This window comes from Algibacter sp. L1A34, from assembly GCF_009796805.1.
Lineage (GTDB): Bacteria > Bacteroidota > Bacteroidia > Flavobacteriales > Flavobacteriaceae > Algibacter.
The window spans coordinates 1,301,485-1,324,860 of sequence record NZ_CP047029.1; the positions used below are offsets into that span (position 1 = coordinate 1,301,485).

Annotated in this window: 20 protein-coding genes; 11 read left to right on the plus strand and 9 right to left on the minus strand. The window is 33.0% G+C overall.

Annotated features, from left to right (window positions below; genetic code table 11):
- Positions 1-10 precede the first annotated feature (10 nt).
- Both GQR97_RS05735 and GQR97_RS05740 read right to left on the minus strand, forming a co-directional pair.
- Positions 11-2,080: an HAD family hydrolase gene (locus GQR97_RS05735; RefSeq protein WP_158846350.1), complete on the minus strand. Its 2,070-nt coding sequence runs from the start codon at positions 2,078-2,080 to the stop codon at positions 11-13.
- A 26-nt stretch (positions 2,081-2,106) separates the two neighbouring features.
- On the minus strand, positions 2,107-4,248 hold the full coding sequence (locus GQR97_RS05740; protein ID WP_158846352.1) for a prolyl oligopeptidase family serine peptidase: 2,142 nt from the start codon (positions 4,246-4,248) through the stop codon (positions 2,107-2,109).
- A gap of 124 nt (positions 4,249-4,372) precedes the next feature.
- On the opposite strand from GQR97_RS05740, the gene GQR97_RS05745 reads away from it, so the two are divergent.
- Positions 4,373-5,332, plus strand: a complete 960-nt coding sequence (locus tag GQR97_RS05745; protein ID WP_199269911.1) for a M28 family metallopeptidase — start codon at positions 4,373-4,375, stop codon at positions 5,330-5,332.
- A gap of 59 nt (positions 5,333-5,391) precedes the next feature.
- Here GQR97_RS05745 and GQR97_RS05750 read toward each other — a convergent pair whose 3' ends face one another.
- From GQR97_RS05750 to GQR97_RS05765, 4 genes are all read right to left on the minus strand, one after another.
- Positions 5,392-6,381, minus strand: a complete 990-nt coding sequence (locus GQR97_RS05750; protein ID WP_158846354.1) for an aspartate-semialdehyde dehydrogenase — start codon at positions 6,379-6,381, stop codon at positions 5,392-5,394.
- Between the two features lie 135 nt (positions 6,382-6,516).
- Complete coding sequence (gene mscL / locus GQR97_RS05755; RefSeq protein ID WP_158846356.1) at positions 6,517-6,924, minus strand: large conductance mechanosensitive channel protein MscL; 408 nt, start codon at positions 6,922-6,924, stop codon at positions 6,517-6,519.
- Positions 6,925-7,011: 87 nt separating this feature from the next.
- Positions 7,012-8,121: an alanine racemase gene (gene alr, locus GQR97_RS05760; protein ID WP_158846358.1), complete on the minus strand. Its 1,110-nt coding sequence runs from the start codon at positions 8,119-8,121 to the stop codon at positions 7,012-7,014.
- Positions 8,114-8,761, minus strand: coding sequence for a thymidine kinase (locus tag GQR97_RS05765; protein WP_158846360.1), 648 nt, complete (start codon positions 8,759-8,761; stop codon positions 8,114-8,116). The genes alr and GQR97_RS05765 overlap by 8 nt, the downstream gene beginning before the upstream one ends.
- 97 nt (positions 8,762-8,858) lie before the next feature.
- Between GQR97_RS05765 and GQR97_RS05770 the strand changes: the two genes are divergently transcribed.
- The 10 genes from GQR97_RS05770 to lepA all read left to right on the plus strand — a co-directional run bounded on the left by GQR97_RS05770 (position 8,859) and on the right by lepA (position 18,945).
- Positions 8,859-9,602: a hypothetical protein gene (locus tag GQR97_RS05770; RefSeq protein ID WP_158846362.1), complete on the plus strand. Its 744-nt coding sequence runs from the start codon at positions 8,859-8,861 to the stop codon at positions 9,600-9,602.
- Complete coding sequence (gene rsmI / locus GQR97_RS05775) at positions 9,602-10,276, plus strand: 16S rRNA (cytidine(1402)-2'-O)-methyltransferase (RefSeq protein ID WP_158846364.1); 675 nt, start codon at positions 9,602-9,604, stop codon at positions 10,274-10,276. The genes GQR97_RS05770 and rsmI overlap by 1 nt, the downstream gene beginning before the upstream one ends.
- A 3-nt stretch (positions 10,277-10,279) precedes the next feature.
- A complete protein-coding gene (locus GQR97_RS05780; RefSeq protein ID WP_158846366.1) occupies positions 10,280-10,624 on the plus strand; it encodes a HopJ type III effector protein in 345 nt (114 codons plus the stop codon).
- A gap of 5 nt (positions 10,625-10,629) precedes the next feature.
- Positions 10,630-11,199, plus strand: coding sequence for a uracil-DNA glycosylase family protein (locus tag GQR97_RS05785; RefSeq protein WP_199269934.1), 570 nt, complete (start codon positions 10,630-10,632; stop codon positions 11,197-11,199).
- A 125-nt stretch (positions 11,200-11,324) separates the two neighbouring features.
- Positions 11,325-12,335 (plus strand): dipeptide epimerase, encoded by a 1,011-nt coding sequence (locus GQR97_RS05790; protein WP_158846368.1) that lies wholly within the window; start codon positions 11,325-11,327, stop codon positions 12,333-12,335.
- Positions 12,335-13,384, plus strand: a complete 1,050-nt coding sequence (locus GQR97_RS05795) for an aminotransferase class I/II-fold pyridoxal phosphate-dependent enzyme (RefSeq protein ID WP_158846370.1) — start codon at positions 12,335-12,337, stop codon at positions 13,382-13,384. The genes GQR97_RS05790 and GQR97_RS05795 overlap by 1 nt, the downstream gene beginning before the upstream one ends.
- Positions 13,385-13,460: 76 nt before the next feature.
- Positions 13,461-13,883, plus strand: a complete 423-nt coding sequence (locus GQR97_RS05800) for an OsmC family protein (protein WP_158846372.1) — start codon at positions 13,461-13,463, stop codon at positions 13,881-13,883.
- Positions 13,884-13,999: 116 nt separating this feature from the next.
- Positions 14,000-15,694 (plus strand): single-stranded-DNA-specific exonuclease RecJ, encoded by a 1,695-nt coding sequence (gene recJ, locus GQR97_RS05805; protein WP_158846374.1) that lies wholly within the window; start codon positions 14,000-14,002, stop codon positions 15,692-15,694.
- 69 nt (positions 15,695-15,763) lie between these two features.
- On the plus strand, positions 15,764-17,032 hold the full coding sequence (locus GQR97_RS05810) for an MFS transporter (protein ID WP_158846376.1): 1,269 nt from the start codon (positions 15,764-15,766) through the stop codon (positions 17,030-17,032).
- 116 nt (positions 17,033-17,148) lie between these two features.
- On the plus strand, positions 17,149-18,945 hold the full coding sequence (gene lepA / locus GQR97_RS05815) for a translation elongation factor 4 (protein WP_158846378.1): 1,797 nt from the start codon (positions 17,149-17,151) through the stop codon (positions 18,943-18,945).
- Between the two features lie 63 nt (positions 18,946-19,008).
- Here lepA and GQR97_RS05820 read toward each other — a convergent pair whose 3' ends face one another.
- The 3 genes from GQR97_RS05820 to GQR97_RS05830 are packed head-to-tail and all read right to left on the minus strand — an operon-like array spanning position 19,009 to position 23,161.
- Entirely contained in the window at positions 19,009-19,773 is a 765-nt protein-coding gene (locus GQR97_RS05820) for a LytR/AlgR family response regulator transcription factor (protein ID WP_158846380.1), read from the minus strand.
- Positions 19,774-19,780: 7 nt separating this feature from the next.
- Positions 19,781-20,791, minus strand: a complete 1,011-nt coding sequence (locus tag GQR97_RS05825) for a sensor histidine kinase (protein WP_158846382.1) — start codon at positions 20,789-20,791, stop codon at positions 19,781-19,783.
- Between the two features lie 15 nt (positions 20,792-20,806).
- The gene (locus GQR97_RS05830; RefSeq protein ID WP_158846384.1) at positions 20,807-23,161 is read right to left on the minus strand and encodes an outer membrane beta-barrel protein; all 2,355 of its coding nucleotides are present in this window, start codon (positions 23,159-23,161) and stop codon (positions 20,807-20,809) included.
- Between the last annotated feature and the right edge of the window lie 215 nt (positions 23,162-23,376).

Consider the following 23,376-nt stretch of genomic DNA (forward strand, 5'->3'; position numbering starts at 1 on the left):
ACACCAAACTTTATTTAAAATATATAAACTTTAACAAAACCCTATTTGTTAAAATATTAAATCGAACAAACCTATTAAAAACAATGTATTTATAAATAAAATAAGCCGGAAACAATCTCGCTAACAACCTATTCTTTTTAAAAATTACAGGTTCAATTTTTGTAACATATCGAAAAACAAGTTCTGGGGTTAACAGGAAATTTTTAAACAATTTTTTAAAACTAATATCATCATTTATTTTGTATGCAATACCCACATTATTCGTTCCAATATTCTGATAAAAACCAGAATTCAAAATCTGTATAAATTTTAGTTTTCTGTTACTATAAAATAACCCACTATATAAGGCCTTTTTTGAAATTAAACCCTGCACCATATCTTGATTATAACAGATGCTTTCTAATTGTTTCAATAAAAACAAATGAACTTTAAACATCTCGTTCTGATGTTCTAAAATATATTTTTCATACAGAGACTTTTCGTTTTGATTATAGTATTCAATAGCATAATTTGGCAAATCTTTAGAGTAACCAACAACACTACCGTGGTTAGCTGATGCAAATTGCTCATAATATTGGCTATTTGCCTTTAAAATATTATCATCATAATTACTATACGGTAAAATAGAAAACAATAATCCGTACCGCTTAGTACTTTCCGTTATACCGTAATTTTCCTTAACACCTAAATAATACCCTATTACAGGTATTTCTTCTTGAAAAAATTGATAAAGTGCGTCTTGCATTGTACCTCCCCAACCAATATCAACAATATGCATCCCTGCTTTTTCAATTTGAACATCAAAAGATTCTACATAAGTTTTAAAGGCAGAAATATTAGACTTCCGGTGCTTATCATAAAAACTTTTAAAAGATACATTTAACTTTAACTTATTAAAATCATCGGACTCAAAAAAGCTTTTAAATCCCATGTTAAGATCTAAATTCAACTCATTAACAACTTTCAGTTTAATATTTTGAGGGCAGTTTAAAAAGGTAAAAAAGTCGCTTAAAGTCATTTCGGGGTAGTTCTCTAAAAGGTAACTAAAACCTTCAGAATCTAGCTCTTTAAGACTAATTTGCATCGCAGCTTGCCTTGATATCTTTAAATAATGGGAGTTTGTTTTAAACGTTTCGCTTAAGCCATGATATTTTTGATATGAATCAAATATTCTTTTCAAGAATTGACCTTCCCTTGATAAAAAAAATAAATTTTTAACTCCATCTTTTTTACACTTATTATACAATCTTTCCGCAAAAAAATGATAAAAAAGAATATACTCCGTAAATGGCATCGCGTCTTTTTTATTACAATTTTTATAGACCTTTTTTATTATCTTTTTTAGTTTTTTATTCTCGTTACCAATTTTGTTGAATTGGTTTTTTCTTAAATATTTTTGATGAGGTAAAAGGCAAGCATTAAGTCCGGATTTTATAGCGTTATCATAATCGCTTACTTTATTATCACCAACCATTAAAACCTTACTTGAATCTAATAAAAGGTTAGATGTTAGAGCACCATAAATAGTTCCTTTTTGCTTGCTTTCTCCCAATGAAGATGAGCTAAAAACAGCCTTAAACAAATCTAAAACACCATGATACTTCAACATCTTTTTAAATAAAGATATAGAGCCATAAAAATCTGAAACTAAATATATGGTACCTCCATTTTTATTAAAATCTCTCAAAAAATCAATCATCTGACTATTAAGATACTGAACTCCCGTTTCGGATTTTAAATCGGCTTTTTCAAAATAGTCAAAAAATTGTTTTTTATCTACATCACAAATAATATCGTTATTAACTAACCTACTGTAGACTTCTCCCTTTAAAACATCATACTCAATTTCTAAGCTATTTTTATTTAGTTTACCAGATAAATAACTTACAGCCTCTTGCCTAATAAAGTAAAGCGTTTCAATAGAAATATTTAAACCAAACTCTCTTATCATGTGCTTTGCCCATATTTTAATCACATAATTAGGGTGAACATCTCGATGAACTAAAGTGTCGAAATAATCAGTAAAAAGAATTTTTATCTCCTTTTTTTGAATTTCAAGCTTTAATTTACTGACAGGCATAAGTTTTATTTTTAACTCTAATTAACTTACAAAGATAGCTCTTTAAACCCCATATTATAAAAAGTAAAACCATAAATATCAGCATATTGCTCAATAGTTTTACTTATTGGAGTTCCTGCACCGTGGCCTGCATCGGTTTCAATACGAATTAATATTGGGTTGCGTCCTGCTTGTTTGCTTTGCAATTCGGCAGCAAATTTAAAACTGTGAGCTGGCACCACACGATCATCATGATCTCCAGTAGTAATTAAAGTTGCTGGGTATTCTATACCAAATTTCACATTATGCACGGGAGAATAGCCTTTTAAATACTCAAACATAGTTTTATCATCTTCAGCCGTTCCATAATCGTATGCCCAACCAGCTCCTGCGGTAAACGTATGATAACGTAACATATCTAAAACACCAACGGCAGGCAAAGCTACTTTTGCCAAATCTGGACGCTGCGTCATAGTTGCTCCAACAAGTAAACCTCCGTTAGAACCGCCTCTAATTGCTAAATAATTTGTAGATGTATATTTTTGAGCCTTTAAATATTCCGCTGCAGCGATAAAATCATCAAATACATTTTGCTTTTTTTGTTGTGTTCCGGCATCGTGCCAAGCTTTTCCGTACTCACCACCACCACGAAGATTGGCTACCGCGTAGATACCGCCTTGCTCCATCCAAACAGCATTTGGTGTGCTAAACGATGGCGTTAAGCTCACATTAAACCCTCCATAACCATATAAAATAGTTGGATTTTTACCGTTCAATTCCAATCCTTTTTTATGCGTAATCATCATTGGTATTTTTGTTCCATCTTTAGATGTGTAAAATACTTGATGGCTTTCAAAATCAGCACTATTAAATGCAATAGCAGATTTTCGGTACAACTTAACCACTCCAGAGTCCGCATTTAATGTATAAGTTGTCACCGGTGTATTGTAATTGGTAAACGAGAAGTAATTAGTTTTCTCTTCTTTTTTACCACCAAAACCACTTGCAGTTCCAAGGCCTGGTAACTCAATATCTCTAATAAATTTACCACTATAATCGTATTGTTTAACTTTAGAAATAGCATCAATCATATATGTCGCATAAAAATAACCACCCCCTTTAGAAATGGATAACACATGCTCGGCTTCTGGAATAAAATCTACCCAATGTTCTGGGGTTGGATTTGCAGCATCTACCGTTACTATTTTTTCGTTCGGGGCATTTAAATTAGTTACCAAATACAACATACTTCCTTCGTTTTCTAAAACTCCAGTATCACTATCTGTATGATCTAAAATAGAAACAAACTTACTATTTGGCACTGATAAATCTTTTATTAAAAGCTTGTTTCCAGAGGTTGAAATACGCGGCGCTATAAACAGATATCTATTATCTTCGGAAACGTTAGCGTAGATATAGCGGTGTTTTTCTTCGGGTGTTCCACCAAAAATTAATTCGTCTGTACTTTGTGCTGTTCCTAATTTATGATAGTATACTTTATGTTGATCGGTTTTAGCCGAAAGCTCACTTCCTTTGGGCTTATCGTAACTAGAATAATAAAAACCTTCATTTTTGTACCATGATAACTGTGTGAATTTCACATCAATTAGCGTGTCTTCTATGATGTCTTTAGACTCTACATCCATAATTAGAATTTTTCGCCAATCGCTTCCTCCTTCAGAAATAGTATAGGCTAAAATTTTTCCGTTTTTAGAAAAACTTATTGCTCCTAAAGATACTGTTCCATCTTCTTTAAACGTATTCGGGTCTAAAAAAACCGTTGCCGTTTTAGAATCGCCCCCTTTTTTAAAACGATAAAGAACACTTTGATTTTGTAAACCATCATTTTTATAAAAATACGTGTAATCGCCCTCATTAAAAGGAGCGCTTACTTTTCCGTAATTCCATAATTTGGATAAGCGATTTTTTAATGCTTCCCTAAAAGGGATTTTATCCAAATATGCGTTTGTAGCCACGTTTTCGGCCTTTACCCAAGCTTCGGTTTCTTCACTTCTATCATCTTCTAACCAACGGTATGGGTCTTTTACCTCAACATCAAAATAAGTATCAATAGTATCTACAGTTTTTGTTTCTGGGTAACTCACAACAATATCTTTTTTTTCTGTTTTATCATTTCCGCAAGCGACTAACAAGCTTAATGAGAAAAACGTTAACACTATTTTTTTCATGATTTATTATATTAATCATTCAAAAATACGCAAAAAACACAAGCTAAAGCTCTAGATTTATTCAATAATTATGGAATTAAAATGCGGTATAATTATATATTTGACAATGTTATTCAAAACCCTAATGATGAAAAAAACAGTGCTACTCGTATTATCCATCGCATCGTATTTCAGTATGTTTTCTCAAGCTGAAATAACCGAAAATGAAATAAAAGACCATATAGAATTTTTAATATTAGATAAAAACGGCGGAAGATTTCCAGGAGAAAAAGGCGCTAAACGTGTTGTGAAATATATTAAAAAAGAGTTTAAAACTATAGGCTTAAAATCTTTAAGTAAAAATTACGAACAGCGTTTTAAAGCCAAATTACGAGTTGATAAAGGTCTAGACGAAAAACCAGAAGTAACCACCTGTAATGTTGTTGGTTTTATTGAAGGGAATGATCCCGAATTAAAAAACGAATTCATTGTCTTAGGAGCGCATTACGACCATTTGGGACTTGGTGGACCATCGTCCAAATCGGATAAAAGAGGCGTGGTGTATCATGGTGCTGATGATAACGCTAGCGGAACTGCCGCTTTATTAGAAATTGCAGAAAAATTAATTTCAAAACAAGACCAACTAAAACGAAGTGTTTTATTTATTGCTTTTGGAGCCGAAGAACAAGGCTTGCTAGGAAGTAAATATTTTACAGAAAACCCGCTAATTCCACTTTCTCAAATAAAATTAATGATTAACATGGATATGGTTGGTCGATTAAACGAGAAAAAACATGTATATGCTGGGGGCGCAGGCACATTTACTGATGGTGTGGATTTTATGAAGAATCTCGGAAAATCTTTAGGCTTAAACCCTATAGTTCATGCAGGGTCTGTTGGCGGTTCCGATCATGTTTCTTTCTATAAGAAAAACATATCGGTTTTAGGTGTACATACTGGCGGGCATCCGCAATACCACACACCCGAAGACACTTTAGAACTTATAAATTTAGAAGGTGAAAAACTGGTTTGCGAATATATTTTTCAAACTATTTTAAACAAAGCTTCAACACCTGATAATATTGAATTTATAAACCAAGATTAACACCAAAAAAAAGCTCCTGTAAAATTTACAGGAGCTTAAAATATTTAAAAAAGTGTAAATTACACTAAGTTATTTGCTACTAAATATTCAGCAATTTGTACGGTGTTTGTTGCAGCACCTTTACGTAAGTTATCGGCAACAATCCACATATTTAATGTATTTGGTTGTGTTTCATCTCTTCTTAATCTTCCAACAAAAACCTCATCTTTATCGTGTGCAAAAATTGGCATAGGATAAACGTTTTTAGAAGTATCATCCTGAAGTACAACTCCTGGCATTTCGCTTAATAATTTACGAACATCGGCTAAATCGAAATCATTCTCAAATTCTACATTTACAGATTCAGAATGTCCTCCAGCTGTAGGAATACGTACCGCTGTAGCAGATACAGAAAATGAACGATCGTTAAATATTTTTTGAGGCTCATTAGCCAATTTCATTTCTTCTTTGGTGTATCCATTTTCTAAAAACACATCGCAATGTGGCAATGCATTTCTACCAATTGGATAAGGATAAGCCATTTCGCCTTCAATACCAGCAATTTCGTTTTCTAGTTGCTTTACAGCTTTTACACCAGTCCCGGAAACAGATTGGTATGTAGAAACAACAACACGCTTCATTTTATATTTTGAATGTAGCGGCGCCAAAGCCATCACCATTTGGATGGTAGAGCAGTTTGGGTTTGCTATAATTTTATCCTCTTTTGTTAATTCGCTTGCATTAATTTCTGGAACCACTAATTTTTTAGTTGGATCCATTCTCCATGCAGAAGAATTATCGACTACCGTTGTACCAACTGCAGCAAATTTAGGTGCCCATTCTTCAGATGTTTCACCACCAGCAGAAAAGATAGCGATATGTGGCTTTGCAGCAACAGCATCGGCTAAACCAATAACAGTATATTCTTTATTTTTGAAAGTTAATTTTTTTCCAACAGAACGCTCTGAAGCAACCAATAATAATTCGGTAACAGGAAAGTTACGTTCTTCTAAAACCTTTAGCATCACCTCACCTACCATTCCAGTAGCGCCTACAACTGCTATTTTCATAATTCTTTATTTATTAAAATTCTGTTAGCAAAATTAAGTATTAATTCCATTTTAAAATCTAAAAAAAGCCCTCATTTTATAAAAATGAGGGCTTTTTAACAACAAATAACAGCGTGTTAAATATTTAACAGATTGTTATTTTTTAAGTAAATCTCTAATTTCAGCAAGTAAATCTTCTTGAGATGGTCCAGCTGGAGCTTCTTCTTTAACCTCTACTGGTTTCTTTGTTTTATTATATGCTTTTACAATTAAGAACATTACAAGACCTACAATAATTAAATTAACAATAGTGTTAATCCAAGCACCATACATAATTGCATTTTCTGCAGTAGTTACCGCACCTTCAGCATTAACTGCTGCTTCTGTTAATACAATCTTCATGTTAGCAAAATCGGTTCCTCCTGTAAAATGACCAACAACCGGCATTACAATATTATCAACGAAACCTTTTACAACTCCACCAATAGCTCCTGCCATGATAACAGCGACAGCAAACTCTATAACGTTGCCACCTGTAATAAACTCTTTAAATTCTTTAAGCATAATTTTAAATTTTATAATTTTCTTGGTTAATAATAATTAAGACCCCAATATAGTTAAAAAGTCACAGTCTTAATAAAATGTATTCACTTAAGCTTCAATAATTCGTCGCTTTACTCGCTGGGAAATACTCGTTATCAGCTCATAAGAGATTGTGTTTGCCGTTTGTGCTAAAGTTTCTGCGGTAGAATTAGCATCGAAAACAATAACCTCATCACCCTCACTACAATCTATATCCGTAACATCCACCATAATCATGTCCATACAAACATTACCAATTATGGCTGCTTTTTTATTATTTATAGTAACAAAGCCTTTACCGTTTCCGTAAATTCTACCAATACCATCGGCATGACCAATTGGTATAGTTGCACTTCTTAATACGGAATCACTTTTAAAAGCACGATTATAACCAACAGTTTCGCCCTTTTCTAATTGATGAATTTGTGAAATGGCCGTTTTTAATGTCGCAATAGGTTTAAAATTTTTATTTTCTTCTTCGGAATTTCCAAAACCGTACAATCCAATACCGCTACGCACCATATTAAATTGTGCTTCAGGATAATTTAAAATCCCTGAAGTATTACACATATGAAGCATGGGTTTGAAACCAAAAACGACTTCAAAATTATAAGCAATCGTTTTAAAAATATCAATTTGATTTAAAGTGAACACTTTTTCTTCTAAATCTTCACTCGCAGCTAAATGCGAAAAGATAGATTTTACAGCAATATTTTTGGTTTCACCTATAATATTATGAATCATTTCAACATCACCATGCCAAAAGCCCAATCTATTCAAACCCGTATTAAACTTAATATGAATAGGGTAGTTTTGTGTTTTTTCCGCGGAAGCGATATCAATAAATTCTTTTAATATTTTTGAATTATAAATACTTGGTTCTAAATCATTTTCAATTAAGATTTTGAAATTAACAGTTTGTGGGTGTAGCACTAAAATAGGCTTAGTAACACCCGATTTTCTTAATGCAACACCTTCATCGATATAAGCTACAGCAAAATAATCGACTCCAAGATTTTCTAAATAATTTGCTATTTCCGAAGCTTCATTACCATAGGCAAATGCCTTTACAACCGCTAAAAACAGTGTGTCCTTATTAAGTCTCGATTTTAAATACTCAAAATTATGTTTTAGTTTTTTTAAATCGATCTCAAGAACAGTTTCTTTTGCTTTAGACATCGGAATCTTTTATTTTAGATCCAACCTCCTCTTCATCTTTAACTTGCATGTTCCGCACCTTATCACGTTCCATAGCTTTGTAATAAGCCGCTCGACTTAAAGGTTCATACTCTTCAACTTCACCTAAAAGCACCAAACTATCACTTTTTGCTTTCCGGTAACTGTATTGTGCTAAATTCCCTGTTCGGGTACAAACAGCATGTACTTTGGTAACATAATCTGCGGTTGCCATAAGGTTTGGCATAGGTCCAAAAGGATTTCCTTTAAAATCCATATCCAATCCGGCAACAATAACACGCACACCTTTATTAGCTAAATCGTTACAAACGCGCACAATTTCATCATCGAAAAACTGAGCTTCATCTATGCCAACTACATCACAACCATCGGCTAAAATAGGGATGTTTGCAGCTGCTGGCACTGGTGTAGAACGTATTTCGTTAGAATCGTGAGACACTACCATTTCCTCATCGTAACGCGTATCTACGGCAGGTTTAAAAATCTCAACACGTTGCCTTGCAAATTGGGCACGTTTAAGTCTACGGATGAGTTCTTCGGTTTTTCCCGAAAACATCGAGCCGCATATGACTTCAATCCATCCAAATTGTTCTTTATGATTTACCGTATTTTCAAGAAACATTTCGTAATTTTAACACTAAAATTGGTTTGTATAAAGGTGACGCAAATTTATTAAAAATCAAACGCCTTAATACCTTTAAATTTTAAATTTATAAACAATGAAGAAGAAATTAGAATCTGAACTTGTAAGCATAGCCCATAGAATTCTGAAACTGAAAGGTAAAGAAGATGTAATTAAAATGCATACCGAAGCTAAAGAATTATTTGAAAAGCTATCGGTTTTAAAATTTGCTCAGGAAAATTTTGAAGATAGCATCCCGAGTATTGGTAACGATTCGTCGTTTTTTAGCATGCTAGATACGGCTTTCAATAATAAATTTAGTGATAATATTGAGCATGAAGATAATATTTACACAAATTTAGAAGAAAATGAAAATGAAGAGATTACCGAACCTTTAATGGAAACTATTAAAGATATGGTAGCCCAAATGCCTTATGAAACGCAAGAAGTAGATGAATTGTTTGAAAGAACAGAACCTAAAACTCCTGTTATAAAACATAATTTGGAAGATCTTACTTTAGGCTTTGAAGAAACACCTATTTTTGATCCGGTTAAGAAAAATGAAAATGGCGTATTAAGCGATAAAAAATCGTTGAATGATAAGCTTAAATCGGGCGGATTGAAAATTGGCTTAAATGATAAAATAGCTTTTATTAAACATTTATTTGATGGTAAAAACGAAGATTACGATCGTGTAATATCGCAATTAAACACCAAGCAATCTTTTCCAAACGCCAAAGATTTTATTGAAACTATGGTTAAACCAGACTATAATAATTGGGCCAATAAAGAAGAATTTGAAACCCGCTTCATGGAAATTATTGAAGGTAAATTTGAATAATGAGTAAACTTTATATTGTACCAACACCGATTGGAAACCTAAAAGACATCACTTTTAGAGCTGTTGAAATTTTAAAAGATGTCGATTTAATATTAGCTGAAGATACCCGAACATCTGGAAAACTCTTAAAGCATTTTGAAATTTCGACCCACATGCAAAGCCACCATATGCATAACGAGCATAAAACGGTCGAAAATATAATTCAGAAATTAAAAAGCGGAACAACCGTAGCTTTAATTAGCGATGCCGGAACACCTGCTATTTCTGATCCTGGATTTTTATTATCTCGTGCTTGTATTGAAAATGGTATTGAAGTAGATTGCCTGCCAGGTGCCACAGCTTTTGTGCCAGCTTTAGTGAATTCTGGATTACCAAATGATAAATTTATATTCGAAGGTTTTTTACCCGTTAAAAAAGGACGCCAAACACGTTTACTTCTTTTAGCTGAAGAAACCAGAACCATAATTTTTTACGAAAGTCCGCATAAACTAATAAAAACTCTAGGGCATTTTTGTGAGTATTTTGGTGATGACCGACAGGTTTCGGTATCCCGCGAGCTTACAAAATTGTATGAAGAAACCATTCGTGGTACCGCAAAAGAAGTTTTAGAACATTACACCAACAAACCACCAAAAGGAGAAATAGTAATTATTGTTGGAGGAAAAAAGAAATAGAAAATGACATTAGAATTATTTATAGAAAAATTAAAAAACACTCCTGAAACCATTGTTTTTACTGATACTACAAGTGTAATTGAAGCAAAATATAACTTTACACCAACCGCTTTTAAAAATGGAACATTAGAAAATGGTGTTGGAGAAAACTCAGGGTCTTGTAAACTATTTGCTTTTGCAAAACTCGAGAAACTAATGAAAGAAGACACTTTAGCATGTTTTGGTCAGTTTTATTTTGATGATGTTCTAAAAGATCCAAATGGAACCGGACACCAAAATATTAGAAACTTTATGAAAACCGGGTTTAATGGTTTAAGTTTTGAAGGTAATCCTCTAACCAAAAAATAATTATTCTGCAGGAACTTTTATCCAATATAAGACAATGTAAAATTTGCGAAGAACATCTCGTTTTAGGCGCAAGACCTGTGCTTTCTGCTCACCCAGATTCTAAAATTGTAATTATCGGGCAAGCACCAGGAATCAAGGTGCATTTGTCTGGAATTCCTTGGGATGATGCTAGTGGAAAACAACTGAGAAAATGGCTAAATGTTTCCGTTGAAGATTTTTACGATGAAACAAAATTCGCCATAATCCCGATGGGGTTTTGCTATCCTGGAAAAGGAAAAACAGGCGATTTACCACCAAGACCAGAATGTGCACCACAATGGCACGAGCTCTTATTTAATAAACTTAAAAACGTTGAGTTAGTTATTCTTATTGGTATGTATGCACAAAAATATTATTTAGGGAAAACAGCGAAAAAAACGTTGACAGAAACGGTTGATAATTTCCAAGAGTATCTACCCAAATTTCTACCCTTACCACATCCTTCACCTAGAAATAGATTTTGGCTAACGAAGAATCCTTGGTTTGAAACAGAAGTTATACCCATGTTGCAAAAAAGGGTTGAAACGTTATTATAATTATGCTTCCTTCATTTTACGACAACAAAAACGCCCATTTCTGCAAAGATTTCAAATAAACGAATTCATGCATTCGTCACAAACATTATTTTCATTAACTTTATTTAAGTTTTAAAAACTCATACATGCAAATAGAATTAAAGCCGTACAACCTTAAACTAAAACACACCTTCACCATATCTAGAGAGTCGCACGACATTCAACCTAGCTTAATCGCTTGTCTTACCCTAAACGGAAAAACAGGTTATGGAGAAGCAACATCTAATCCGTATTACAACATCACTGTTGAAAGTATGACGACAGAAATTAACGCGATTTCGAAGGATATTGAAAACTTCAACTTTACAACACCCGAAGTTTTTCATGCATTTTTAGTAAAAAAAGGCTTAACCAATTTCGCTATTTGCGCTTTAGATTTAGCTGCTCACGATTTATACGGCAAACTAGAAGGTAAACCTCTTTACGATATTTGGGGAACAACCTTAGAAGCATTCCCGACCACAAATTACACCATTGGCATTGCTAGCATAGATAAAATGGTTGCTAAAATGAAAGAAATGCCATGGCCTATCTACAAAATAAAACTAGGCACCAACGACGATGTTAACATTGTAAAAGCGCTAAGAAAAGAAAGCGATGCCGTTTTTAGAATTGATGCTAATTGTGCTTGGACAGCAGATGAAACTATTAAAAACGCACCTCTTTTAAAAGAGTTAGGAGTTGAATTTTTAGAACAACCGCTAAAAGCAGATGATTGGGAAGGCATGAAAAAAGTTATGAAACATTCTGTTTTACCCGTAATTGCAGACGAAAGTTGCATTGTTGAAGACGATGTAGAAGCTTGCTGCAAACATTTTAGCGGTATAAACATAAAACTTACTAAATGCGGAGGCTTAACGCCTGCACTACGCATGATTAAAAAAGGTAAAGCCATGGGCGTAAAAGTTATGGTTGGCTGCATGACGGAATCTACCGTTGGTATTTCGGCTATTGCCCAACTTATACCTCAACTAGATTATGTTGATATGGATGGTGCGCTTTTACTTAAAGAAGATATTGCAAACGGTGTAATTATTCAAGAAGATGCGAGTGTGATATTTCCGACTTTAGGAGGCAGTGGTGTAACTTTAAAATAATGATCTTTAATCTAAATTCTTTTCCATCTAGTCACATTTCAATTGAAGGTAAAACCTATCTTTATTTTGGCGGAACCTCGTATTTAGGACTTCAATTTGACACTGAATTCCAAAATATATTTATTGAAAACATTAGAAAGTACGGCACAAATTACGGTGCTTCACGAAAATCTAATATTCGTATTTCTATTTATGATGAAGTGGAGACTTACTTAGCAAAATATATTGGTGGTGAATCCTGCATTAGTTTATCTTCTGGATATCTAGCAGGACAACTTGTTGCTCAAGCTCTAAATACTGAAGATTATACTTTTTTTTATGCTCCAAACACACATTCCGCATTAAGTTTATCGATTACAGAAAATAAATCTGCATCATCTTATCAAGAGTTAAAAATCGCTTTAAACCTTCATTTAAAAAGTAATAAAAAACAAACACCTGTTGTGTTTTTAGATGCTATTGATTTTCAAGGTAATAATTTCCCTGATTTTGAAGGGTTAAAAACACTTCCGCTTTCTAAAATTCTTTTAGTTATAGACGACTCACACGGCATTGGCATTGTTGGTGCAAATGGTGGAGGTATTTATAAAACTATTAAAAATTTAAACCCAATGGAATTAATAGTTTGCAGCTCCTTAGGGAAGGGTTTCGGGGTTCAAGCTGGTGTTATATTTGGATCAAAAAAGCGAATTACTTCATTTGAAAACACTTCATTTTTTGGAGGAGCAAGTCCTGCCTCACCCGCAAACTTAGCAACTGTAATTAATGCAAAATCTATATATGAATCTAAACGAAATGATTTAGAACGCAATACACAACTTTTCTTGAAACATGTAAAAAATCTTGAAGGTTTTAATTATATGAAAGGACACCCGGCGTTTACCTTTTCCGAAGAAAACTTAAATAAACACCTCGAAAACAACAACATTATAGTAACAAGTTTTCGGTATCCAGATGAAACTTCACCTATAATGAGTAGAATTGTTATAAGTGCAGCGCATACGGAAGATGATATCACTACGCTTTGCGAGGTTTTGAATGAGTATTGAAGCCATAGACCTTTACTTTAAGAAAAATCATTTTTACATTATTTTATACTATTTTTGAGCAAACAAATTAAGAAAAATGAAAAATTTAGTTACTACAACCTGGTTAGGTGAAATGAAATTTGAAAGCACTAACCCATCCGGACACAACCTTTTTATAGATGCAGGTGAAGAAAACGGTGGAAAAAGCGAAGGCTATCGCCCAAAAGCACTTATGCTGTCTGCTTTAGCAGGTTGCTCTGGACTTGATGTAGCATCATTAATTAAAAAAATGAAACTAGATGTTGATACTTTCAAAATTGAAACTGAAGCTAATTTAACAGAAGAACACCCAAAATATTACGATAAAGTAGCTATGCATTTCCATTTTTATGGAAATAATTTAAACGAAAAGAAACTTCAAAAAGCAGTCGATTTATCTATTGAAAAATATTGTGGCGTTATGGAAATGTTCCGTCAATTTTCAGAATTAACCATTGAAACCCACTTTCATTTAAAATAATCTTTATTGAAGTTAAAAATGCAAAAGTATTTAAGTTCGAAAATTTAGATTTTTAGTTGAAGCACATTAAAGTATAAAGTTTTAACTACATTTGAAGGTTCTTAAATAAACACAAAATGCGTTGGACATTAAAAGAAAAACCACAAGTAGAAGAAACTGAAGCTTTGCAAAAAGCACTACAAGTAGACACTACCACGGCAACATTACTTTTGCAACGTGGCATTAAAACTTTTGAAGAAGCAAAAACTTTTTTCCGCCCCAGTTTAACAGATTTGCACGATCCATTCTTAATGAAAGATATGGACAAAGCTGTGGTGCGCATTGAAAAAGCGATTGCTAACCAAGAAAACATTTTAGTTTATGGTGATTATGATGTCGATGGCACCACTTCGGTTGCTTTAATGTCTACTTATTTAAAAACCCTACATAACCTTGTTTACACCTACATTCCAAATCGATATGATGAAGGTTATGGTGTATCATTTAAAGGTGTAAACTTTGCTTTAGAAAACAACTTCACATTAATAATCACACTAGATTGCGGTATTAAGGCGATTGATAAAGTAGAGCATGCAAAAAAATTAGGAATAGATTTTATTATATGTGATCATCACCGACCAGGCGATAAAATTCCAGATGCAGTTGCTGTTTTAGACCCAAAACGAGAAGACTGTAACTACCCATATAAAGAACTTTGTGGTTGTGGTGTAGGTTTTAAACTTATTCAAGCTTTAGCGTCTAAAAAGGGAAAAACAGCTGAGGATTTAACCGAATATTTAGATTTAGTAGCCACGGCTATTGGAGCAGATATTGTTCCTATAGATGGTGAAAATCGTGTTCTCGCCTACTTTGGATTACAGATTATAAACACCAATCCACGACCAGGAATTAAAGCGATTTTAACTCAAGTAGAAAAAACAGAACTTACCATAACCGATGTTGTTTTTATTGTAGCTCCACGCATTAATGCTGCTGGCCGCATGAAACATGGTAATTACGCTGTAACCTTATTAACCGAGGATGATGATGAGTTGGCTACCAAATATGCTGCTGAAATTAACGATTATAATCTTGAACGTCGCGAAACCGATAAAAGAATAACCGAAGAAGCACTTATACAAATTGAAGAAAATAAAGAACAAGACCGCATAACAACCGTAGTTTATCATAAGGATTGGCACAAAGGTGTTATTGGCATTGTAGCTTCTAGATTAACCGAAACATACCACAGACCAACTTTAGTTTTTACTAAAAGTGGTGAATTTTTAGCTGCTTCAGCACGTTCGGTTAGAGGTTTTGATGTTTACAATGCATTAGAAGCGTGTACTGAACATATTGAACAATTTGGTGGACATAAATACGCTGCGGGATTAACATTAAAAGAAGAAAATTACGAAGCTTTTAAGCAAGCTTTTGAAGATGAAGTCTCTAAAACCATCGACAGAAATTTGCTAACACCAGAAATAAAAATTGATCTCGAAATAGATTTAGAAAGCATTACGCCTAAATTTAATAGAATTTTAAAACAATTTGCACCTTACGGACCAAGTAATATGACACCCGTTTTTTTAACAGAAAACCTCATCGATACAGGCTACGGAAAACCAGTTGGTGCAGATCAAACCCATTTAAGATTAACAGCAACACAAGAAGGTACTTCAAAACAAATAGTTGGTATCGGTTTTAGCATGGCAGATAAATTTGAAATAATTTCAAATAGCAAACCATTTAAAGCCGTTTATTCTATAGACGAAAACGAATGGCAAGGTAATGTAAGCTTACAAATGAAAATACGCGATATTAAGGCTTAAAAACAAAACCTTAGTAGCTAATATAGCATAAGTTAAAACTAAAATTTCTGTCTTCACAGAAAGGTAATCATGGCAAAAACCGATCCCTACGCAGCATTGCGTATTAAAGAATTCAACATATTTTTATTAGTCCGCTTTCTACTAGTTTTTGGTTGGTCTATGCAATTTATTGTTATCGAATGGCAAGTTTACAGCCTTACAAAAGATCCATTATCTCTTGGTATTATTGGTTTAATGGAAATTATACCAGCCTTTACCATGGCGCTTTTTGCGGGTCATATTGTAGATCAAAAAGAAAAACGAAATCTCTTAGCAACTTGTATTGCCGCCTTTTCCTTAATTAGTTTAGGTTTATTTTTACTCACTTGGAATAAAATTGTTGGAGATTGGAATTCTAAAAGCATATTATATTCCATATACGCCTTAGTATTTTTTGGCGGCTTTTTACGTTCATTTTTTGGACCTACAATATTTTCACTCGTAGCTTTAATCGTGCCTAAAAGAGTATATCCAAACGCCGCCACATGGAACAGTTCTACATGGCAAATGGCTGGTGTTTTAGGCCCCGCTTTAGGAGGCTTCACCATTGGTTGGATTGGCGTACATTGGTCGCTTTGTATCATATTTGGGTTAATACTTTCTTCCCTTTTCATCTTACTAAAAATAAAACGCAAGCCTATTTTAAATCCTAAAATTGGCGAACCGGTAATAGAAAGTTTAAAAGAAGGCGTACGCTTTGTAATTAAAACCAAAGCCATTTTAGGTGCGATGACTTTAGATATGGTTGCCGTACTTTTTGGAGGTGCCATCGCACTTCTTCCGGTTTTTGCTCAAGATATTTTAAAAGTGGGAAGCGAAGGTTTTGGCGTATTACGCGCTACACCAGCCGTTGGAGCTTTTATTACCATGTTGATTACAGCTTATATTCCGATAAGTAAAAATGCAGGCATGAAATTATTAGTTGCCATTTTTGGTTTTGGAGTATGTATTATTGTATTTGGATTATCAAATATATTCTGGATTTCGGCAATAGCTCTATTTTTCAGCGGTATGACGGATGGAGTTTCTATGGTAATTAGGCAAACTATTTTTCAACTAAAAACACCCGATCATATGCGTGGGCGTGTATCCTCAGTAAACTCTATGTTTGTAGGATCATCCAATGAATTAGGTGCTTTTGAAAGTGGTGTTACCGCGAAACTTTTCGGAGCGGTTACCGCTGTGGTTTTTGGAGGCACAATGACTTTAATTACTGTAGTTGCCACCGGCTTAGCTTCACCTTCTTTTAGAAAATTAGATTTAACCGAAGATTTGAAAGCACATGAAAGTGACGAATAATTTTTACTTCATATTAAATTGAAATTCAAACATTGTAAGAAACCTAAAAAGTCTAATCGTAAAACTCAATGAAAACAGCTATCTTTGGCAAATCTTCCTTATGAAGACTGTTGACTATGAAGAACATTAGAAACTTTTGCATTATTGCACATATTGACCACGGAAAAAGCACACTTGCCGACCGTTTGTTAGATTTTACAGGATCTGTAACCGCTAGAGAGCAACAAGCCCAACTACTTGATAGTATGGATTTGGAGCGCGAACGTGGTATTACCATAAAATCGCACGCCATCCAAATGGATTATGAATTAGATGGTGAAAAATATATATTAAATTTAATTGATACTCCTGGCCACGTGGATTTCTCTTATGAGGTTTCTAGATCTATTGCAGCGTGCGAGGGTGCACTTCTAATTGTAGATGCCGCACAAAGTATACAAGCACAAACTATTTCTAATTTATATTTAGCTCTAGAAAATGATTTAGAGATTATTCCAGTACTGAATAAAATAGATTTACCAAGTGCAAACCCAGAAGAAGTAACCGATGATATTGTAGATTTATTAGGTTGCTCTCCGGAAGAAGTAATTCACGCTAGTGGAAAAACAGGTTTTGGTGTCGAAAATATTTTAAAAGCTATTATCGATCGTGTTCCTGCTCCTAAAGGAGATCCAAATGCACCTTTACAAGCTTTAATTTTCGATTCCGTTTATAATACTTTTAGAGGTATTGAAACTTATTTTAGAGTTTTTAACGGCGAAATAAAAAAAGGACAAAAAATTAAATTCGTTGCAACGGATAAAGAATATTATGCAGACGAAGTTGGCACCTTAAAACTAACTCAAGTTGCCAAAAAAAGTGTAAAAACTGGTGATGTTGGCTATTTAATTACTGGTATAAAAACTGCAAAAGAAGTTAAAGTAGGTGATACTATTACAGATTTTGACAACCCTACAACAAATATCGTTGAAGGTTTTGAAGATGTTAAACCTATGGTATTTGCTGGTATTTACCCAGTAGACACTGAAGATTACGAAGAACTTAGAAACTCGATGGAAAAACTACAACTTAACGATGCATCGTTAGTGTTTGCTCCAGAAAGTTCTGCAGCTTTAGGTTTTGGTTTCCGTTGTGGATTTTTAGGAATGTTACACATGGAAATTATCCAAGAACGTTTAGAACGTGAGTTTGATATGACGGTAATTACTACTGTTCCCAATGTATCGTACCACGCCTTTACGAACAAAAACCCGAACGAAGCTTTTATTGTAAATAACCCATCGGATTTACCAGATCCTTCTACCGTAAACCGTGTAGAAGAACCATATATTAAAGCGACTATTATTACCAAAGCCGATTTTGTTGGTAATGTGATGTCTCTTTGTATTGAAAAACGTGGTATCGTTCTTAATCAAACCTATTTAACACCAGAACGTGTTGAGTTAACTTTTGAAATGCCTCTTGCTGAAATTGTATTCGATTTTTACGATCGTTTAAAAACAGTTTCTAAAGGGTATGCTTCTTTCGATTACCATCCTATTGGAATGAAAGAATCTAAATTAGTACGTTTAGACATTCTTTTAAATGCACTTACTGTTGATGCGCTTTCTGCCTTAATTCATGCCGATAATGCACAGAATATTGGTAAGAAAATGTGTGAGAAATTAAAAGAATTAATTCCACGCCAACAATTCGATATTCCAATTCAAGCTGCTATTGGTGCAAAAATTATTTCGAGAGAAACAATTAAAGCCCTTAGAAAAGATGTAACAGCAAAATGTTATGGTGGTGATATTTCTCGTAAAAGAAAACTACTTGAAAAACAGAAAAAAGGTAAAAAACGTATGCGTCAAGTTGGTAATGTAGAAATACCTCAACAAGCGTTTATGGCTGTTTTAAAGTTGAATGATTAAACTAAGAAAATAGATAACAATAGAAAAAAGCCTGATTAATTAATTTAATCAGGCTTTTTTTATTTACTGCTCCAACCACCTTCTAAAATCGGAAGTTGTTGACGAACTCGTCATAACTTTTTCTTTAATTCCTGTAATAGTAATTAATAAGCGATTTTTAAAATGACTTTCTATATTTTCGATAGCATCAATACATATAATTTCACTTCTATTAATTTTGAAGAATTTATTAGGATGTAATTGCTGATTAATAGATCCTAAATTTTGAGAAATAGTATGTCGTTTTCCTTTTAAATCGGTTGCAATACAAAAATCTCCAGAAGCTTCAATTTTTGTTATTTCCAAAACGTTTAATAACTGAATTCCTTTGGCTTTTTTAATAACAAATCGTTTTTTATAACTAGCGTGTTCTTCTTTTAAAGCCGACTTTAGTTCGGTTATTGTTTCTTGATTTAATGCTGTGTAATACCCTTGTTTAAAAAGTGACTGGTATTTCTCGATAGCCTTCTTAAAGTCCGACTCTGTGTATGGTTTTAAGATATAAGCAATACCATTGGTATTAAAAGCTTGAAATAAATAATCATCGTGAGCCGAACAGAAAATAATGGGCGTATTTATAGAAACGTCATTAAATAAATCGAATGAAAGTCCATCTAACAATTGTATATCCGACAGAATAAAATCGTAAGTATTATTAATCAACAAAGCTTTCCCTTCACTTAAAGAACGCGCCCAATCGTGAGGAATTTCATCTTCAAAATAATCGTTTACAAAAGATATTAGCTTTTGGTATGCTGGTATTTCGTCTTCTAAAATTAAAATCTTCATACTGTTTTCAATTTTCTTCAACTAATTTAATAATCGGAATTGTTATTTTAAATTCCTCTTCAGTATTAACAATAACAACCTCTTTATCCGATAAGAATTTGTATCGTGTTCTCAAGTTCTCTAAACCTGTTCCAAACGATTCGTTTTTAGATATAATATTAGACTTAGTGTTAACCACCGTTAATTCATTTTCATCAATACAAATTACCGTTTTTATAGCACTACCGTCAACGGGTTTATTATGTTTCACCACATTTTCTAGTAATGTTTGTATTGCTCCTGTTGGTATAAACTTATCTTCAATATCAATTTTCTTTTCTATTTTAAAATCGTAATCTGTTGCAAAACGTGTTTTAATTAAAAACATATAATTTTCGGCTAGTTCAATTTCTTCAGATAACTCCATAACCTCAGCATCTTTGGTTTTTATTAAATACCTGTAAATAAGCGACAACCTATTAATATACTCTTTAGCTTTTATTGTATCGCGATCAATAAGTGCATCTAGGGTATTTAAATTATTGAACAAAAAATGCGGGTCTATTTGTGAGCGAAGTAATTTAAGTTCGTTTTCTTTCTGCTGTTTTTCAATTTTCAAGTATTCGGTTTGCCCTTCATAGAATTTTTTAGTTAGAAATAAAGCAAATGGAAAGGCCGATTGCTGAGTTCCTAAACTAATCATTTGTAAAACAAAATCGATGCCTTTTGGAAATTTCGCCCAATCGTTAGCCCCTGTCCAAAAACCGATAGTATAATCGATCCCTGGAATAATAAGTAAAATTAAAACGCCGTAAATTATAAACAAAACGTATTTTTTTTGAACAACTACTTTTGGTATTAACCAAAATGTAAATAAAAAAATAACACTTGTAACACTTATAATCTCGACAGGAAAATCGATTAAATATTCTCTCAGCAACGCATCACGTTCAATATAATACTTGCCTTGAATAATAAACGACACCAAAAAATAAACGCCTAAAATTAAAAAATCGGTTCTATTTATTTTCTTATTCATAGTTATACAAACATATTAATTATTATCATTAATTCTGTTTTCTTCATCTTCCGATGCATTTTTTCTACTCGTCTTTTTCCCAAATTTAGAACCAAAACTGTACGATAACCTTAATTGAATATTTTGTCTGGACTGGTTGCTCTCAATGTTAGCATATAAATTGTTATAATCGATAACACCAACAAATCCTCTATTTAGCATTTTACTAAAAGCTAAATTTACTTTTAGTTTATCGTCTAAAAACTTTTTTCCAAAAGAAAAATTTAAATCTGCAAACCAATCTGCATCAATACCACCTTCCAATGCACCCGTTCCATAATTTCCGTTTATTTCTGCATTAATTTTCCACGGCAGCTCATAACTAGCTTGAGCAATCCAAATTAAACTCCATTTTTCTAATTTTAAATTATTAAGGTTAGATCCAAATTTATTATGACTTACAATTATACCTGTATAACCCTCTACATCCTTTATAAAACTTAGCGGGCCAAATAATCGAAAATTCAAATTCTTACTCTCATCTAGGTTAATTGTTGTTCGTTCAATTTGCGCCGTATCATTATCTTGTGAAACAAACTGAAACATATCGTCTTTAGTTTCACTATAAGCTATAGTAAAAAACGGCTGCCCATCGAAAGTTAAATTAAATTGATAATTATTGGTAAAAGATGGTTTTAAATTCTCGTTTCCAACATCGGAAGACAAGGGATCGTAATACGTTACAAACGAGTTTAAAGTATTATAATTAGGCCTGCTAATACGGTAACTGTATGCCAAACTTGCAGCTAAATTTTTATTTACTTTCCTACTTAATGCCGCACTTGGAAATAATTTAGAAATCTTTCGTTCTCGAACTTCATTATCACTACTAGACGTACCTTTTGTGTTACTATCCTCAAAACGTAAACCACCAGAAAAAGACCATTTTCCTTTAGTGATGTTTATTTTTGAATAGAGTGCAAAAATATTTTCATCTACTAAAAAGGTATTACTCGACGCTTCTTCAAAATCAAATCCGCCATTTTCATTTTGAGTAAAAGATTGTAAATCACTATCTGTATTTACTTGCGAATATTTTGCGCCAAAACTAAGTTTAAAATCTTCGGAAAACATCCGACTATAATCACTCTTATAAGTTTTAATTTGATAATTTCCATTTTGTAAATATTGTTGGTTATTATAAGAAATAGTACTTCCTTCCACAGATGATAACGTATTTACGTTATCATTTTTATAATCTACATAATTAAAATCGGCAGTAAGCTTATGCGCATCGGTTTTAAACTCGTAATACGGGTTTACGTTAAACACTTTTTGGTCGCGATTAAAACTATTTTCAGAATACAAATAATCGGTAGTGGTAGATGTTGTAATAATATTTGAACTATTAGAAATCCTATCGGAATCTGTACTACTATTTTTAACACCAATACCAACCGAATGTTTATCGGTTATATAATAATCTACACTTCCGCTAACACGAAAGCTTTTTGGGTTATATGGCTCTATGGTGGCTTGATCGTAGGTTTCATCTCCAACCGTTCTTTTAATAAATAAATCCTCTCGCCATGTTGGGCTAGAATATCCAGTACTAGCTTGCCAATTTAGTTTATTCTTATAACTTGCAATAGACGCACTTGTACCATGCTCAAAACCTTCATCCTCTCCAACCCAAGTTGCCACATTACCATGCGTGCCTAGTTTTACGTTTTTCTTTAAAATAATATTAATAATTGGTCCAGAACCAGCCGCATCAAACTCAGCACCTGGTTGTTCTACCAACTCTACTTTTGCTATATTATCGGCAGGCATATCACGTAATAAAGTATCAATATCCATATAATCGGTGGTTTTCCCGTTTATAAGAATTCTAATATTACTTTGTCCGCCATAACTAATACCATTATTGGTTACAATAATTCCTGGCACACCTCGCATTACATCTTGTAAATTAGAGTTAATCATTTCCGATTGTTCTAAATCTATAATCAATTTTTCGGCCGTTTGTCTAATTACGGGGCGTTTGTGAGTTATTAAAATTTCATCTAAAACATCTTCCTCTAATATAAAATTTATAGTTTCTGGATTATTTTCTAGTTGAAAAGCTTCGGATGTTTTTGTTTTAAAACCTAATACTGAAATTTCTAAATAATAATTTCCATTTTCTACACTTTCAAACCTGTAAAGTCCTTCTTCCGAAGATATAACACCTGTAATGGTTTCTTTTGAAGTTGTCTGATGCAGAATAACATTAGCAAACTCTAAAGGCTTGTTGTTAACGTCTAAAATAAGACCAGAAATATCGTTTTGAGCATAAGCTGAAACAATTCCTATAAGAAAAATAATGAGTGATTTAATGATTGTATCCATAATTGTCCGGTTTTTTGATATCACAAATCTGAATAAAAATAGATAGTAAATAAAATACAATTATCTAAAATGGGATAAAAAAAGGTTGAATGGGTTCTATTTAAAGTTAAGCTCCTTTTCATTAAAAAAATATAATTACACCCATTTATTCTTTCTTTTTTCTAATTATTAAACACCTTAAATATATAAATTATATAAGCCAACCCAAGCTTGTG

Excerpts from the sequence above, each read along its gene's own strand:
- GQR97_RS05735 (WP_158846350.1), bottom strand. The coding sequence starts at position 2,080 with ATGCCTGTCAGTAAATTAAAGCTTGAAATTCAAAAAAAGGAGATAAAA.
- GQR97_RS05740 (WP_158846352.1), bottom strand. The coding sequence starts at position 4,248 with ATGAAAAAAATAGTGTTAACGTTTTTCTCATTAAGCTTGTTAGTCGCT.
- GQR97_RS05745 (WP_199269911.1), top strand. The coding sequence starts at position 4,373 with ATGATGAAAAAAACAGTGCTACTCGTATTATCCATCGCATCGTATTTC.
- GQR97_RS05750 (WP_158846354.1), bottom strand. The coding sequence starts at position 6,381 with ATGAAAATAGCAGTTGTAGGCGCTACTGGAATGGTAGGTGAGGTGATG.
- mscL (WP_158846356.1), bottom strand. The coding sequence starts at position 6,924 with ATGCTTAAAGAATTTAAAGAGTTTATTACAGGTGGCAACGTTATAGAG.
- alr (WP_158846358.1), bottom strand. The coding sequence starts at position 8,121 with ATGTCTAAAGCAAAAGAAACTGTTCTTGAGATCGATTTAAAAAAACTA.
- GQR97_RS05765 (WP_158846360.1), bottom strand. The coding sequence starts at position 8,761 with ATGTTTCTTGAAAATACGGTAAATCATAAAGAACAATTTGGATGGATT.
- GQR97_RS05770 (WP_158846362.1), top strand. The coding sequence starts at position 8,859 with ATGAAGAAGAAATTAGAATCTGAACTTGTAAGCATAGCCCATAGAATT.
- rsmI (WP_158846364.1), top strand. The coding sequence starts at position 9,602 with ATGAGTAAACTTTATATTGTACCAACACCGATTGGAAACCTAAAAGAC.
- GQR97_RS05780 (WP_158846366.1), top strand. The coding sequence starts at position 10,280 with ATGACATTAGAATTATTTATAGAAAAATTAAAAAACACTCCTGAAACC.
- GQR97_RS05790 (WP_158846368.1), top strand. The coding sequence starts at position 11,325 with ATGCAAATAGAATTAAAGCCGTACAACCTTAAACTAAAACACACCTTC.
- GQR97_RS05795 (WP_158846370.1), top strand. The coding sequence starts at position 12,335 with ATGATCTTTAATCTAAATTCTTTTCCATCTAGTCACATTTCAATTGAA.
- GQR97_RS05800 (WP_158846372.1), top strand. The coding sequence starts at position 13,461 with ATGAAAAATTTAGTTACTACAACCTGGTTAGGTGAAATGAAATTTGAA.
- recJ (WP_158846374.1), top strand. The coding sequence starts at position 14,000 with ATGCGTTGGACATTAAAAGAAAAACCACAAGTAGAAGAAACTGAAGCT.
- GQR97_RS05810 (WP_158846376.1), top strand. The coding sequence starts at position 15,764 with ATGGCAAAAACCGATCCCTACGCAGCATTGCGTATTAAAGAATTCAAC.
- lepA (WP_158846378.1), top strand. The coding sequence starts at position 17,149 with ATGAAGAACATTAGAAACTTTTGCATTATTGCACATATTGACCACGGA.
- GQR97_RS05820 (WP_158846380.1), bottom strand. The coding sequence starts at position 19,773 with ATGAAGATTTTAATTTTAGAAGACGAAATACCAGCATACCAAAAGCTA.
- GQR97_RS05825 (WP_158846382.1), bottom strand. The coding sequence starts at position 20,791 with ATGAATAAGAAAATAAATAGAACCGATTTTTTAATTTTAGGCGTTTAT.
- GQR97_RS05830 (WP_158846384.1), bottom strand. The coding sequence starts at position 23,161 with ATGGATACAATCATTAAATCACTCATTATTTTTCTTATAGGAATTGTT.